The sequence below is a fragment of the Ensifer soli genome (assembly GCF_041928815.1).
Classification (GTDB): Bacteria; Pseudomonadota; Alphaproteobacteria; order Rhizobiales; family Rhizobiaceae; genus JBHFEI01.
Genome location: NZ_JBHFEI010000006.1, coordinates 13,440 through 28,132 on the forward strand (window position 1 = coordinate 13,440; position 14,693 = coordinate 28,132).

The 14,693-nt window shown below is 67.5% G+C and carries 14 protein-coding genes and 1 tRNA gene; 6 read left to right on the forward strand and 9 right to left on the reverse strand.

Annotated features, from left to right (window positions below; genetic code table 11):
* The first annotated feature begins 20 nt into the window (after positions 1–20).
* Both ACEVQ6_RS10470 and ACEVQ6_RS10475 read left to right on the forward strand, forming a co-directional pair.
* Positions 21–521 (forward strand): hypothetical protein, encoded by a 501-nt coding sequence (locus ACEVQ6_RS10470; RefSeq protein WP_374888927.1) that lies wholly within the window; start codon positions 21–23, stop codon positions 519–521.
* Positions 522–567: 46 nt separating this feature from the next.
* Positions 568–1,824 carry a hypothetical protein gene (locus ACEVQ6_RS10475; protein WP_374888928.1) on the forward strand — a complete coding sequence of 419 codons (1,257 nt, stop codon included), beginning with the start codon at positions 568–570 and terminating at the stop codon, positions 1,822–1,824.
* On the opposite strand, the gene lipB is transcribed toward ACEVQ6_RS10475, so the two are convergent.
* Positions 1,791–2,537 carry a lipoyl(octanoyl) transferase LipB gene (gene lipB / locus ACEVQ6_RS10480; protein WP_374888929.1) on the reverse strand — a complete coding sequence of 249 codons (747 nt, stop codon included), beginning with the start codon at positions 2,535–2,537 and terminating at the stop codon, positions 1,791–1,793. The genes ACEVQ6_RS10475 and lipB overlap by 34 nt on opposite strands.
* A 280-nt stretch (positions 2,538–2,817) precedes the next feature.
* Between lipB and ACEVQ6_RS10485 the strand changes: the two genes are divergently transcribed.
* The 3 genes from ACEVQ6_RS10485 (at position 2,818) to ACEVQ6_RS10495 (ending at position 5,072) form a co-directional block, all read left to right on the forward strand.
* A tRNA-Leu gene (locus ACEVQ6_RS10485) sits at positions 2,818–2,902 on the forward strand.
* Between the two features lie 294 nt (positions 2,903–3,196).
* Complete coding sequence (gene mgtE, locus ACEVQ6_RS10490; RefSeq protein ID WP_374888930.1) at positions 3,197–4,624, forward strand: magnesium transporter; 1,428 nt, start codon at positions 3,197–3,199, stop codon at positions 4,622–4,624.
* A 61-nt stretch (positions 4,625–4,685) separates the two neighbouring features.
* Positions 4,686–5,072 (forward strand): MerR family transcriptional regulator, encoded by a 387-nt coding sequence (locus tag ACEVQ6_RS10495; RefSeq protein ID WP_374888931.1) that lies wholly within the window; start codon positions 4,686–4,688, stop codon positions 5,070–5,072.
* Between the two features lie 10 nt (positions 5,073–5,082).
* Here the strand turns inward: ACEVQ6_RS10495 and ACEVQ6_RS10500 are convergent, their stop codons facing one another.
* From ACEVQ6_RS10500 to ACEVQ6_RS10510, 3 genes are all read right to left on the reverse strand, one after another.
* A complete protein-coding gene (locus tag ACEVQ6_RS10500; RefSeq protein WP_374888932.1) occupies positions 5,083–5,562 on the reverse strand; it encodes a methyltransferase family protein in 480 nt (159 codons plus the stop codon).
* Positions 5,559–6,554 carry a DUF1624 domain-containing protein gene (locus ACEVQ6_RS10505; RefSeq protein WP_374888933.1) on the reverse strand — a complete coding sequence of 332 codons (996 nt, stop codon included), beginning with the start codon at positions 6,552–6,554 and terminating at the stop codon, positions 5,559–5,561. Before ACEVQ6_RS10505 ends, ACEVQ6_RS10500 begins: the two co-directional genes overlap by 4 nt.
* Before the next feature lie 200 nt (positions 6,555–6,754).
* On the reverse strand, positions 6,755–7,450 hold the full coding sequence (locus ACEVQ6_RS10510; protein ID WP_374888934.1) for a DUF599 domain-containing protein: 696 nt from the start codon (positions 7,448–7,450) through the stop codon (positions 6,755–6,757).
* A gap of 185 nt (positions 7,451–7,635) precedes the next feature.
* On the opposite strand from ACEVQ6_RS10510, the gene ACEVQ6_RS10515 reads away from it, so the two are divergent.
* Positions 7,636–9,036 carry an L-serine ammonia-lyase gene (locus tag ACEVQ6_RS10515; protein WP_374888935.1) on the forward strand — a complete coding sequence of 467 codons (1,401 nt, stop codon included), beginning with the start codon at positions 7,636–7,638 and terminating at the stop codon, positions 9,034–9,036.
* 158 nt (positions 9,037–9,194) lie between these two features.
* On the opposite strand, the gene ACEVQ6_RS10520 is transcribed toward ACEVQ6_RS10515, so the two are convergent.
* The 5 genes from ACEVQ6_RS10520 to ACEVQ6_RS10540 are packed head-to-tail and all read right to left on the reverse strand — an operon-like array spanning position 9,195 to position 14,655.
* A complete protein-coding gene (locus ACEVQ6_RS10520) occupies positions 9,195–10,421 on the reverse strand; it encodes a molybdopterin molybdotransferase MoeA (RefSeq protein ID WP_374888936.1) in 1,227 nt (408 codons plus the stop codon).
* Complete coding sequence (moaC, locus tag ACEVQ6_RS10525) at positions 10,421–10,912, reverse strand: cyclic pyranopterin monophosphate synthase MoaC (protein WP_374888937.1); 492 nt, start codon at positions 10,910–10,912, stop codon at positions 10,421–10,423. The genes ACEVQ6_RS10520 and moaC overlap by 1 nt, the downstream gene beginning before the upstream one ends.
* Positions 10,909–11,724, reverse strand: coding sequence for an indole-3-glycerol phosphate synthase TrpC (trpC, locus tag ACEVQ6_RS10530; protein ID WP_374888938.1), 816 nt, complete (start codon positions 11,722–11,724; stop codon positions 10,909–10,911). Before trpC ends, moaC begins: the two co-directional genes overlap by 4 nt.
* Positions 11,721–12,743 carry an anthranilate phosphoribosyltransferase gene (gene trpD / locus ACEVQ6_RS10535; protein WP_374888939.1) on the reverse strand — a complete coding sequence of 341 codons (1,023 nt, stop codon included), beginning with the start codon at positions 12,741–12,743 and terminating at the stop codon, positions 11,721–11,723. Before trpD ends, trpC begins: the two co-directional genes overlap by 4 nt.
* A gap of 16 nt (positions 12,744–12,759) precedes the next feature.
* Positions 12,760–14,655, reverse strand: a complete 1,896-nt coding sequence (locus ACEVQ6_RS10540; protein ID WP_374888940.1) for a peptidylprolyl isomerase — start codon at positions 14,653–14,655, stop codon at positions 12,760–12,762.
* Positions 14,656–14,693: the final 38 nt, after the last annotated feature.

Genomic DNA, 14,693 nt, shown 5'->3' on the forward strand with positions numbered 1-14,693 from the left:
CATGTGTGATCGCCGGAAAGATGAAGCTGACGAGAGACGATATCGATATCCTGCGCGAGCATGTGTTTCCGAAAGGCCTGGCCTCGAGCGACGATGCCGCGACGCTTCTGGCGCTGAACACGGCCTGCCCGGAAAAATGCGCGCAATGGGCGGACTATTTCATCGGCGAGATGACCGCCTTCATCGTCCACCACTGTTTTCCGCAAGGGTCGATGGACGACATCAACACACGCTGGCTGATCGCGATGATCTCCCGTGACGGTGTCGTTTCGACACAGGTCGAGATCGAGCTGCTGCGCCGAATCATCGACGCCTCGAGATTCGTGCCCGTGGCGCTTTCCGTCTTCGCGCTGAAGCAGCTTGACGTCCCGCGGTCGGCCGCAGCCGGCACGGCGCGGCGCCGGCTGGCGACCAGCGTGATGCGGGCGCGCGGAAGCGCACTCACCGATCTCGAACGGCATCTGCTCGGACCCGTCCCGCGCCCCCGCGCCGGCGTCGACGCGCAGGGCGTCGCCGCCTGAGCCGCCGCCGCGCCATGGCGATCGAAACCGGATGGAGACGGCTGCTTTGACCCCTTATCTTTCCGTCATCCTCCTCGTCATCATCAATCTCGGCGTCATCTGGCTGCTGATCGCCATTCCCCTCGGCCACCGGACGCTGACGCTCTCGCGCCGGTTTCCGGCCGGCGTCGAGCGGGTCTGGCGGGCGGTCGATCCCGCTGGTCCGGCGGGTGACTGGCACCACGGCACGCTCGAAAGCCGCCGGATCGAGGGGGCGGAGGATCTCGTCGAACAGCGCTTCGTCCAGCCGGACCGCCACGGGGCGCCGACGCGCCGGATCCTGCGGCTCTCACCCGTCGTGGTCGCCGGTGGCCATGGCTACGAGGCGACGGTCGTCGAGGACAGCGCGCTCGACATCGGCTTCTGGCGTGCGTTCCGCGAGCGCCGCACCGTCACCGGTGACGATACCGGCGCGACCGTCACCGTCGAGCAGACCGACCGGTACAAGGGGCTCGCCGTGCTTATCCTCCGCTATTTCGCGCTGAGGCGCGAGTTGCGGGCGCTGGAGGCCTGGCTTGCCCATGGCGTGAGCACGCCCGAGCCGAACGGGCTGGAGCGCCCCGCCGCCCAGGTGGCGCTCGCCTCGGTCTCCACCCTTCTGCTCTGGCCGTTCTTCGGGATCAGCGTCGAGGGACTGACCCTTTCGGTGCTGCTGACGACCGTCATCGTGCTGCACGAGCTCGGCCATCTCGCCGCCTACCGGACCTTCGGACACCGCAGCGTGCGCATGCTGTTCATCCCGTTTCTCGGTGGCGTCGCCATCGGCGGGCGGCCTTACCATTCGCGCTTCGAGGTCGCGACCTGCGCGCTGATGGGCGCTGGCATGTCGGCCTTCCTCGTGCCGGCGACGATCGCCCTCAAGCACGCCGTGCCGCAGGCGGCGCTGGTGGCGCTGGTCTTCCTCATCATCCTCGGCGCGTTCAATCTCCTGAACCTGCTGCCGATGAACCGGTTCGACGGTGGCCAGGTGCTGGCGCAGGTGTTCGAGACCCGAAGCGCTCTCGTCGCTGCGAGCTTTGCCGTGACGCTCGCCATCCTCGCGATCGGCTGGCGCATCGGCCTGTCGACGCAGGCGCTGCTTTCGGGCCTCGCGGTCTTTTCCCTCGTCAGCCTGATGAACCGCAGCGGCGTCAAGCCGCGCGAACGACTGGTCGACATGAGCGGCTTCGAGCGGGTGCTCTGCGGCCTCGGCCTCTACGCCGCGCTCGGGCTGCACGGCTATGCGATCGTCTATGCCGCCGACCGGCTGTTTTCCGGCGGCTGAGGATCGTCGACGGTCGGGCCGAAGACCGCCTCGAACGCTTCGCGGATGCGCATGTCCACATCGGTCTCGCTGACCGGCAGGCCGAGATCCACGAGGCTCGTGACGCCGTAGTCGCGGATGCCGCAGGGCACGATGCCGCCGAAATGGTCGAGGTCAGGATCGACATTCAGCGAAAATCCGTGAAAACTCACCCACTTGCGCAGGCGGATGCCGATCGCGGCGATCTTGTCCTCGGCCGTGGCGCCGCCGGCGAGCGGCGGTTTTTCCGGCCGGCGCACCCAGACGCCGACGCGATCCTCGCGCCGCTCGCCGCGCACGTTCATCGAGGCGAGCGTCTCGATCACGACGCGCTCCAGCGCCGCGACGAAGGCGCGAACGTCCTGCCGCCGGCGCTTGAGGTCGAGCATGACATAGACGACGCGCTGGCCCGGACCGTGATAGGTATATTCGCCGCCCCGGCCGGTCGCATGCACGGGAAACCGGTCGGGGGCGATCAGGTCGGCGGGGTTGGCGCTGGTGCCGGCGGTGTAGAGCGGCGGATGCTCGACGAGCCAGGCGAGCTCTCCCGCCGTGCCGGCCGCGATCTCCGCCACCGTCGCCTCCATGACGGCGACGGCCTCGTCATAGCCGACGCGTTCCGGCGCGATCCGCCAGCGCACCGGAGGCGATCCCTCGACCGCCGGAAATCTGTCACTGAAGTCGTCGCGCTGCATGGGTAAGGCTCGCATCCGAAGCGATTGGTCGCCGCAGATATACGGTGTTGCCCGGCCGAAACCAAGGGAGAGAACCGAAGCCGCGAGCGTCATTCCGCACGCGGCGACGCGTTTCGTCGTGATTCTAAATATTCATATATTCCAGTATTTTAAGACCGCCTTTCAGCCGTTCTCCCGAAATCCTCGCTCATGCGTCAAATTTCTGTCGCGACGCCCTTGTGCACCGGAAGGGCTTTTGCTACATGCAGCCGCGCCGGAGCAATTCGGCGCCTACCACGATGCGGTCGTGGCGGAATTGGTAGACGCGCAGCGTTGAGGTCGCTGTGGGGCAACCCGTGGAAGTTCGAGTCTTCTCGACCGCACCAAGAAAACCCGCTTCGGCGGGTTTTTTCTTTTTTGCGCCGCAAAAGATCTTCGGCAGGGTGGACGCTGACGCATGGTATTCACGCGCCGGTCGCCCTAGATCTCGGGATGGGCCCGACATGGCCGTCACGCGTCGCGGTCATAAGGTTGAAGCACGCTGTCCGCGGCACGAACGGGGCGGACGGGAAACGGATTGGGACCGCGAGCACCACCGGACTGTCGGCGGGCGCCTGGCGGGGATCGAGGCGAATCGGAAAAAAGCGCGGGGTCGACGATCCACGCGGGAAAGGCGGCCCATGACCAACCCCGGCGACGACGTCCGCAACCGCGAGAAAATGTCCGGCGAAGGGTATGACGCCGCCGACATCTATGCCGAGGACGGCTCGATCCGCTCCGACTACCTGATGCATGTCGGCGCGGCCATCGCCGATCGCGACGTCCTGTTCCTGCGCCAGAACGTTGCCCGCCTGCACGCCTCCGAGCTCGGCGACCTGCTGGAGGCGATCCAGCCCGACCAGCGTCTCGGTCTCGTCCTGCTGCTCGGCGACGATTTCGACCTCTCCGCCCTGACGGAGGTCGACGAGACGATCCGCGTCGAGATCGTCGAGCACCTGCCGAACGACCGGATCGCCGCTGCGCTCGAGGACATGGATTCGGACGACGCGGTGTACATCCTCGAGGATCTCGATGCCGAGGACCAGGCCGAGATCCTCGCCAAGCTGCCCTTTACCGAGCGCGTGCGCCTGCGCCGCTCGCTCGATTATCCCGAATCGACGGCCGGGCGGCGCATGCAGACCGAGTTCGTCGCCGTGCCGCCGTTCTGGACGGTCGGCCAGACGATCGACTACATGCGCGACGACACCGATCTGCCCGACACCTTCTCTCAGATCTTCGTCATCGACCCGACCTTCCGCCTGGTCGGCGTTGTCGATCTCGACCGGATCCTGCGCACCAAGCGTTCGATCCGCATCGAAACGATCATGCGCGAGACCAACCATCCGATCCCGGCCGAGATGGACCAGGAGGAAGCCGCCCAGCTCTTCGAGCAGTACGACCTGCTGTCTGCCGCCGTCGTCGACGAGAACGGCCGCCTCGTCGGCGTGCTGACCATCGACGACGTCGTCGACGTCATCCAGGAAGAGGCGGAAGAGGACCTGATGCGCCTCGGCGGCGTCGGCGACGAGGAACTGTCGGATACGGTGCTCGGCGCGTCGCGCTCGCGCGTGCCCTGGCTCAGCGTCAACCTGATCACCGCCTTCCTCGCCGCCGCCGTGATCGGCCTGTTCGAGGCGACGATCCAGGAGATCGTCGCGCTCGCCGTGCTGATGCCGATCGTCGCCGGCATGGGCGGCAACGCGGCATCGCAGACGATGACGGTCACGGTGCGGGCGCTCGCCACACGCGACATCGACATTCACAACGCCTGGCGGGTCATCCGGCGCGAGGCGGGCGTCGGCCTGCTGAACGGCGTCATCTTCGGCCTGCTGATCGGCATCGTCGCCGGCTTCTGGTTCCAGGACGTCAATATCGGCGGCATCATCTGCGCCGCGATCCTGATCAACATGATCGCCGCCGCGCTCGGCGGCATTCTCATCCCGCTGCTGCTCGACCGTTTCGGTGCCGACCCCGCCGTGTCCTCGGCCGTGTTCGTCACCGCCGTGACCGACATCACCGGCTTCTTCGCGTTTCTGGGCCTTGCCACATGGTGGTTCGGCGGCCGCTGACCGTTTGACTTTGACGTCAAAGTCAAACAGCATGGACCGGACGGCGATAGGGCAGGGCACGTTGGACAAGTATTACACGATCACCGAACTGACGCGCGAATTCGGCGTCTCGACCCGCACACTGCGCTTCTACGAGGACGAGGGGCTGATCCAGCCCGAGCGGCGCGGGCGGACGCGTCTCTACCGCGCGATCGACCGCCGCCTGATCCAGGAAATCCTGCGCGGCCGGCGGATCGGCTTCACCGTCGCCGAGATCCGGGAGATCATCCAGGTCTATCGCGAGCCGCCGGGAGAGGCGGGGCAACTGCGCCTGATGATCCGCCGTGTCGAGGAGAAGCGCGAGGACCTGACGCGCAAGCGCAAGGATATCGAGGACACGCTTTCGGAACTCGACAATGTCGAGGAGGCCTGCCTGACCCGGCTTGCCGAACTCGGCGTCAACATCTGACGCGACCCGTTCAGATCCAGCGGCTGGTGCGCCGCGCATAGCGCTCGAACTCGAAGCCGAACCGGGCGAGCAGGTGCTGTTCCTCATGGCGCACCGCGATACCGGTCATCCAGACGACGAGGCCGATCGCCAGGACGAAGAACCACGGATTGAGCGTGATCAGCCCGAAACCGGCCATGACGAGGACGTAGCCGAGATAGATCGGATTGCGGGTGTAGCGATAGGGACCGCAGGTGACGAGATAGGACGAGCAGCGGTTGGGCAGGATGGCCGTGTGCTTGTCGACCAGCGTGCGCATCGCCCAGAGATCGAGGCAGACCGCGACGACGATCAGCGCGGATCCCGTGAACCACGCGGCAAGAGCCGTGTCGCGCGCGACGTCCAGGGGCACCTGCCGCTGGAAAAGGATCGCCGTCAGAAGGGCGGATGCATAAACGATCGGTGGCCAGGGGAAGGCCAGCGACCTGGCGCGGTATGCGTTCAAGGTCATTCCTCCGTTGCGTTCATGGTGCATTGTCGCGAGATCGCGCCGATGCGGTCGTCGCTTCCGACGTCGATCCGGCCGGCATTGAGGTCGTCGAAGAGGCTCTGTTGTTTCAGTGCGTCGAGCGTGCAGGCGCAGAAGCGGGCGCAGGACACGCCGTCGGGATTGGCGGAGCAGGCGGAGACGCAGGTCTGAAGATAGGTCGCCGACGGATCGGGCACCGGCGCCGGGTGGACGAGGCTGATGGCATAGACGGCGGCGAAGAGAACCGGCTGGTGAAGCAGATAGAAGGGCAGGCTCCAGCGCCCGAGCGTGGCGAGCCTGTCCTTCCAGGGGCGTCGAGGCTCGTTGAAGCGAGCGAGTGCCGCGACGAATCCGCGCGCGAGGCTGAGCCTGGCGGCAACCAGCCCGGCAAGGAACGGTGCGATCCACGGCAGGAGCGGCACGTAGTCGTTCGAGCGCGGCGGCGTTTCTGACAACCCGACCCACCAGAGCACCGGCATGTCGAAAAGCGGCGCGCGAAAGACGAGCGGCAGGAGGATGGCGGCGATCGCGGCAAGCGCCGCGACCGTCACCGGCAGGCGCAGGAAGGCGAGGCCAATCAGGCTGAAGGTCGCGATCGCATGCAGGATGCCGAAGAAGATCATGCCGTCCGGCATGGCGATCCAGGTGGCAAGCGTGATCACCGCGGCGGCGGCGGCGATCTTGGCGAATCGCAGCGCGAAGGCTCTCGGGTGGATCGAGGGAAGGCTCGCCAGCACCAGGCTGAAGCCGGCGACGAACAGGAAGCTGCCGGCAATGAGCCGGGCGTAAAGCCGGAACAGCCCCCGTCCCGTGGTGCCGGGATCGAGATAGCCGAAATATTCGAAATCCCAGGAAAGGTGATAGGTCGCCATGGCGATCAGCGCCAGCCCCCGTGCGACGTCGATCAGCGTCAGGCGGGGCGGCTTTTCCGGCGCGAGGGCGTCGGTCTCAAGGGCGCGGATGGGCTCGGCCATGGGCGTTCACGTTCCAGTTGAGGGGAAGACTAGGCGCAAAGGCTTGCGCGAGGCGCGCGCAAGAGTACCTATTTGAAGGAAAATCCGCGCGCCGGCTGTCGTTAACCCATGTCCCGCTAAACTGTGCAGCGGTTTTGCGGGACATGCGTCGAAACAGAGATCGAAAGCGTGGGGGCGGCTCTGAAAGATCGCGACACGCGTCAGGGGTCGGCGGATTCGATCAGCGCGGCCCGTGCCTCGGAGAAGAACTGGCGGCGGACGAGGACGAAGATGACGAGGCTCGACAGGGCGACGAAGACATAGGGGCTGACGAACCAGCCAAGATAGCCGATCGACAGGAAGATCGCCCTCAGGCCGGCATTGAAATGCTTGGCGGCGAGGATGTTCATCCGCGCGGCGCGATCGACGGCGCGCTCGGCATGGTCGCGGTCGCGCGCCGTTTCCGCCATCATCGGCACGCCGCCGAGCAGGATCGAGCAGTAGTTGAACAGGCGGTAGGACCAGCCGAACTTGAAGAAGGCGTAGCCGAAGATACAGGCGAGCCCGCCGACCTTCAGTTCGAGCGCGACGCGACCGCCATGGAAGACGAATGGCAGGTCGTTGAAGATGCGCTGGACCTGGTCGGACGAGCCGAGGAGGGCGAAGCAGCCGCCGAGCGCGAAGATCGTCGTCGAGGCGAAGAAGGCGGTGCCCGCCTGCAGCCCGGCGATGATCTGCGTGTCGATCATCTTCAGGTCGCGCGTCAGCGTGTTGCGCATCCAGGCGCGCCGTTGCCGGTTCATCAGCTGGGTCAGGCTGACGCGCCCGAGCATGCGCTCGCCGTCGGTCGCCCAGTTGAAACCGGTCCACAGCAGGGCGAAAATCGCCAGGGCAACATAATCCTCGATCGTCAGCATCGCGTCCTTCCCGTGTCGCGGGGCAAGATGGCAGGCGGTCCGGCAGTCGCGCAAGGGGCGATGTCGCATGCTAGGAACCCGATGTCGGGCGATCGCCGGAGGCCGCAGTTGCGATCGCCTAGTCTCATGTCCACATCATGACGGCGCGCCGTGCGGCCGCGCCGTCCGCATCCGGGAGCTTCACCATGTTTCTGTCCGTCTTCGACGTCTTCAAGATCGGCATCGGCCCGTCGAGCTCCCATACGATGGGCCCGATGTCGGCGGCGAACCGGTTTCTGGACCTGATCCTGTCGGACGAATGGCCGCGCCCGGCCGGTGCCTCGATCGCCGCGCTTAAGGTCAGCCTGCATGGTTCGCTCGCCCATACCGGCATCGGCCACGGCTCGGGCCGCGCCGTGATCCTCGGCCTGATGGGCGAGGAGCCGCACCGCGTCGATCCCGACCGGATGGATGCGATCGTCGAGGCGGTCGAGCGCACCGGCCGGGTGACGCCGGAAGGCCATCCTGGCTACGTCTTCCAGCCGAGGACGGATCTCGTCTTCGACAAGAAGGTGCCGCTGCCCGGCCATGCCAACGGCATGTCCTTTTCCGGCCTTGACCGCGACGGCCGGCTGCTCCTGAAGCGGATCTACTATTCGATCGGCGGCGGCTTCGTCGTCACCGATACGGAACTGGAGGCGATGAAGGCCGCCAAGACTAAGCCCGACGGCGTCAGGGTGCCGTTTCCCTTCGCCAATGCGAGGCAGATGCTGGAGATGGCGCAGCGTTCAGGCCTGACGATCGCGCAGATGAAGCGTGCCAACGAGGAATGCGCCCTCTCGCGCGAGGAGCTCGACGCCGGGCTCGACCGCATCTGGGCGGCGATGAAGAGCTGCATCGACCGCGGGCTCTCGCAGGAGGGCATCCTGCCGGGGGGCTTGAAGGTGCGCCGCCGCGCCCGCCAGATCCACGACAAGCTGCAGGACGAATGGCGGTCGAACAGGGTCAACCCGCTGCTCGCCAACGACTGGCTCAGCGTCTACGCCATGGCGGTCAACGAGGAGAACGCCGCCGGCGGTCGCGTCGTCACCTCGCCGACCAACGGGGCTGCCGGCGTCGTGCCGGCGACCATCCGCTACTACCTGCATTTCCATCCGGATGCCGATGAGGAGGGTATCCGCGATTACCTGCTGACGGCGGCGGCGATCGGCGGGATCATCAAGTTCAACGCCTCGATCTCCGGCGCCGAGGTCGGCTGTCAGGGCGAGGTCGGCTCGGCCGCCGCCATGGCCGCCGCCGGGCTCGCCGCCGTGATGGGCGGCACGCCGGAGCAGATCGAGAACGCCGCCGAGATCGCGCTCGAACACCATCTCGGCATGACCTGCGATCCGGTCGCCGGCCTCGTGCAGGTGCCCTGCATCGAACGCAACGCGCTCGGCGCGGTCAAGGCGGTGACGGCGGCCTCGCTCGCGGTCAAGGGCGACGGCCAGCACTTCGTGCCGCTCGACGCCTGCATCGAGACGATGCGCCAGACCGGCGTCGACATGAACGAGAAATACAAGGAGACGTCCACCGGCGGCCTCGCCGTCAACGTCGTCGAGTGCTGAGTGGCAGGTGCCGCCAGTGTCCCTGGGTGAGGTTCATGGAACGTTGTTGGTGAATCGCAACTCACCAAAGTTCTCTTAAATCCTGTTTTTTCGGAGTCATTCAGGATCCGACGCAATTCCCGCTTTGGCGGGAGTGCTGGCGCGATCGCCGATCCGCGTTATCCTTCGCCGCTCTCACGCAGCGTCAGCACCGCGACGGTGTCGCCGGCTTCCGCAGCCGGAGCCTCGGGTTTGCGCACGATCAGGCAATCCGCCTTGGCGAAGACCTGCATCATCGACGAATCCTGCCGGCCGAAGGGCAGGACGGCGCGGGAACCGTCCGCCAGACGCACATGCCGGGCGCGGACATAGTCCTGCCGGCGGTCGTTGGCGGCGAGTGGTGCTGCGAGGATCGAGGCACGCATCCGGTCGCGCGGCGGCAGATGCCCGAGCCTGCGGACGAGCGGCTCGAGGAAGAGCAGCGCGCAGACGAGGCTCGACACCGGATTGCCGGGAAGGCCGAGCACCTGCATGCCACCGAGCACGCCGACCATCAGCGGCTTGCCCGGACGCATGGCAATCCGCCAGAAATCGAGCGTCATGCCGATCCCGGTCAGCGCCGCCTGCACCAGATCGTGGTCGCCGACCGAGGCGCCGCCGAGCGTCACAAGCACGTCGGCGCCGGCCCCCCGCGCGCGCTGCGCCGCATCGGCGATGGCGTTCTCGTCGTCGCCGCAGATGCCGAGGTCGATGACATCGGCGCCGGCCTCGCGCGCGATCGCGGCGACGCCGTAGCTGTTGGAAGCGATGATCTGGTCGGCTCCGGGCAGGCTCCCCGGCGTGCGCAACTCGTCTCCGGTCGCAAGGATCGCGACGCGCGGCCGGCAAAACACCGGCAGGAGGGCGTGGTTCATCGCGGCGGCGACGGTCAGGCGCCCGGCGTCGAGAGCATCGCCGGCGGCAAGAACGACGTCCCCCTCGTGAAAATCCTGTCCGCTCGGGCGGATGTGGCGGCCTTTCTCGGGCACGAAGGTCGTGCGGATCCGCGCGCCGTCGAGGGGCTCGGCATCCTCTTGCATCAGCACCGTGTCGGCCCCTGCGGGCACAGGCGCGCCGGTGAAGATGCGCACGGCCTGACCCGGGCCGATCGTGCCCGCATAGGCATGCCCCGCCGCCGACTGTCCGATCACGGCGAGCTCCGCGCCTTCGGCCGCGATGTCCTGATGGCGGACCGCATAACCGTCCATCGCCGCATTGTCGAAGCCGGGATGGGTCCGGCGCGCCGCGAGATCGGCCGAGAGCACGCGGCCCTGCGCAGCGCCAAGCGGCAGCCATTCCTGTGCCTCGACCGGACGCGATGCCGAAAGCAGGCGCGCCAGCGCGTCCTCGACCGGCAGCAGTGCCATCAGACGTCTCCCACGGCGTCGCGGCGGAAATCGCCGGAGGCGCCGCCGGATTTCGAGACGAGCCGGATGCCGCCGATCTCCATCGTCCGGTCGGCAGCCTTCGCCATGTCGTAGACGGTGAGGCAGGCGACGCTGACCGCGGTCAGCGCCTCCATCTCGACGCCGGTGCGGCCGGTAAGCTTCGCCGTCGCCGTCACGCGCAGGCCGGGCAGGGCGGGGTCGGGGGCGATGTCGACCGCGACCTTGGTCAGCATCAGCGGATGGCAGAGCGGGATGAGGGTCGCCGTCTGCTTCGCCGCCATGATCCCGGCGAGCCGCGCCGTGCCGATCACGTCGCCCTTCTTTGCGTCTCCCGACAGGATCAGGTCGAGCGTTGCGGCCTGCATGCAGATCTCGCCCTCGGCGACCGCGACGCGCACCGTCTCGGCCTTGGCGCCGACATCGACCATGTTGGCGGCGCCGTCGGCGCCGATATGGGTGAGGGTCGTCATTCCGCCGCGAGCGCCGCGGTCGTGCCGGTCAGGAGCAGCCGCGTCGCCGCCGCGACGTCGTCCTGACGCATCAGGCTTTCGCCGACCAGAAAGGTTGTGATGCCGGATCCGGCGAGCCGGACGCAGTCGGCATGGGTGAAGATGCCGCTCTCGCCGACGAGCAGGCGATCGTCCGGCACCATCCGCGAGAGCCGTTCGGACACGGCAAGATCGACCTCGAAGGTGCGCAGGTTGCGGTTGTTGATGCCTAGAAGCGGCGAGGACAGCGACAGCGCCCGTTCCATCTCCGGCTCGTCATGGACCTCGACCAGCACGTCCATCCCAAGCGATAAAGCCTCCTCCTCCAGCCGGCGCGCATCGTCGTCGCTGAGCGAGGCCATGATCAGCAGGATGCAGTCCGCGCCCCAGGCGCGCGCCTCCTGCACCTGGTAGGTCTCGAACATAAAATCCTTGCGCAGCGCCGGCAGGGCGCAGGCGGCACGGGCGGCGGCAAGGAATTCCGGCGCACCCTGGAAGCTCGGCCGGTCTGTGAGCACCGAGAGGCAGGCGGCGCCACCGGCCTCGTAGGCGCCCGCGAGCGCCGGCGGATCGAAATCCGGACGGATGAGCCCCTTCGACGGGCTCGCCTTCTTGATCTCGGCGATTAGGCCGAAATGGCCCTCCGCCGCCTTGTTCCTCAGCGCGGCGAGGAAGCCGCGCGGCGCCGGCTGGTCGGCCGCCATCGCCTTGACCTCGGCGAGGGGAAGGGCCGCCTTGGCGGCGGCGATTTCCTCGCGCTTGTAGGCTTCGATCGTCCGCAGGATGTCCTTCATGACGCTTGCTCCTCGTTCGAGACGGTGACGAGCCGGTCGAGCACCGCCTTCGCCGCGCCGCTCTTCAGCGACCGGCGCCCCAGTTCCATGCCTTCCGCGACATCGGCGGCCTTGCCGGCGATGACCAGCGCGGCCGCCGCATTGGCCAGCGCCACGTCGCCATAGGGATTGTCCGCGCCCTCGAGCACGGCGGTGAGCGCGGCGGCATTGTGCGCGCCGTCGCCGCCCTTCAGCGCGTCGAGCGCCACGGTCTCAAGGCCGAAATCGGCGGGCGACAGGGTGAAGCGGCGGATCATGCCGTTTTCCAGCGCCGCCACCTCGGTGATTCCCGTCGTCGTGATCTCGTCGAGGCCCTGGCCGTGCACGACCCAGACGGTCTCGGAGCCGAGGTCGCGCATCACCTCTGCAAGCGGCTCCAGCCAGTGCGGCGAGAAGACGCCGAGCAACTGGCGCCGGACGCCGGCGGGATTGGAGAGCGGCCCGAGCAGGTTGAAGATCGTCCGCGTGCCGAGCTCGACGCGCGACGGACCGACATGGCGCATGGCCGGATGGTGCTGCTGGGCGAACATGAAGCCGAGCCCGGCCGTATCGACGCAGCGCGCGATCGCATCCGGGCCGATGTCGAGCTTCACGCCGAGACAGGACAGCGCGTCCGCCGTGCCGGATTTCGAGCTCAGCGCCCGGTTGCCGTGCTTGGCGACCCTGACGCCGGCGCCGGCCGTGATGATCGCGGCGAGCGTCGAGATGTTGTAGGTGCCGGCGCCGTCCCCGCCGGTGCCGACGATATCGATGGCGTCGGCCGGGGCCGCGACCGTCAGCATGCGCGCCCGCATCGACGAGACGGCGCCGGCGATCTCGTCGACGGTCTCGCCGCGCACCCGGAGCGCCATCAGGAAGCCGCCGATCTGCGAGGGAGTGGCGCCGCCGGACATGATGATCTCGAAGGCGGCGCGCGCATCCTCGCGGCCGAGCGCGGCGCCGGTGGCAACCTTGGCAAGGAAGGGTTTGAGGTCCGACATGGTTCGCCTCTCCGCCTCAGCGCGCCAGCGACAGCGCCGCGTCCGCCGCCTGCTGGTTGATGCGCACGCCATACCCGGCCTGCAGCTCCGACACCATCTGGTCGAGCATGTCGTCGCCGCTCGAGCGCGCGATCGCATCCACCTGCCGATCGGTGTTGTCGAGCACGTCGCCGCCGCCGGCCTCGTTGACCTCCGTCACCTTGAGGACGATCTGGCCTTCGCCATTGATTCCTTCCGCATGGGCGACGGTGCCTTCCGGACCGGAGAAGGCGGCGGTGACCGCCTCGGTGCTCAGAACCGGATCGCTGGCGGCGCGATTGAGGCCGGTCTTGGTCTCCACCGCGATGCCGAGTTCGGCGGCGATGGCGGCGAGCGTGCCGCCCTTTCGCACCGTTTCGGCCACCTCGGCGGCGCGTGCGTCGAGCGCGGTGCGCTGCTGCTCCGCCGTCCAGTCCGCCACCACCTTTTCGCGCACCTCGTCGAGCGTGCGGTCGCGCGCGGGGATGATCTCGTCCACGTCGAACCAGACATACCCATCGCGGCCGATCGAGATCGGCAGCGCATTGGCGCCGACATCGGTGCCGAAGGCCTCCCGGACGAGCGCCTGCGCCTCCGGTATGCCGCCGACCGTCTCCCCGTCCGGGCCCTCGCCCTTGGCGTCGATGGCCTCTACCGTCTGGTAGGAGAGCTTTGCCGTCGCCGCGATCTCTTTGAGGGGAATGCCGTCGGCGCGCTGCGCCTCGATGCGGTCGTGCAGGCCGAGGATATCCTCGCCCGCCGCGGCGATCGCAAGCTCCTTGCGGATCTCGTCCTTGACCTCGTCGAAGCCGCGGGTGGTGGCCGGAGCAACTTCGCTGACGCGCAGGATCACCGGTCCGAAACTGCCGGCGACCACGGGGCTGACGCCACCGGTCGCTGGCAGCGCAAAGGCGGCTTCGGCGAGCTTGGCGTCGGGAACCTGATCGCGCGTGAAGGTGCCGAGCAGGATGTCTGCCGGCGTCTTGCCTTCGCTGACGACGAGATCGTCGAAGGAGGTGCCGGCTGCAAGTTTCGCGGCGGCCGCGTCCGCGGCTGCCTGCGACGTGAAGGCGAGCTGCTCGACTTTCCGGGTCTCCGGCGTGCTGAAGCTCGAAAGGCGGCGCTCATAGTCGGCCCGCACCTGGTCCTCGGCGACCAGCGACGGATCGGCCATGTCCTCGGGCGTCAGCTTCACGTAGCTGATCTTGCGGAATTCCGGCGCGCGATAGGTCGCCTTGCGGCTTTCGAACCAGGGGGTGATGACGTCGTCGGCCGGTGCCTTAATCGGATCGATGTTGGCGTTCGACAGAAGGAGGTAGTCGATCGTGCGCGTCTCCCGCGCATAGTGCCGGAGCGCCTCCGACAGGGTCTTCGGCGGCGTATAGCCGTCGGACACCGCTTCGACGATCTGCGAACGCACGGCCACCTGGCTGCGGTTCTCGATATAGTCCTGCTCGCGCAGGCCCGCATTGCGCAGCACGGAAGAGAAGGTGTTGCGGTCGAACTGGCCGTTGACGCCGCGGAAGGCCGGATCGTCGGCGATGAGCTGCGCCAGCCTGTCCTTCGACAGGCCGAGATTCATGTCGGAGGCGAGCTGGTCGAGCGCGGCGCCGGCGACGAGCTGCGAATAGACCTGGGCCTCGGCGCCGAAGGCGCGGGCCTGTTCCGGCGTCAGCCGCGTGCCGAACTGGCGGGAAAGCTGGGCAAGCTCGCGCTCGTAGGCGAGGCGGAAATCGACGGCCGAGACCTCGACGTCGCCGACCGTGACGACCGCGCTCGAATGGGAGGTCACGATCGAGGTGGAGACGCCCCAGACGCCGAAGGAGACCACGAGAAGGATCAGCAGGCCTTTGGCGATCCAGGTCTGGGACGCCTTTCTCAGCAATTCAAGCATCGGTCTTTCACACCTCACCGCGGAAGTTGCCCGCCGCG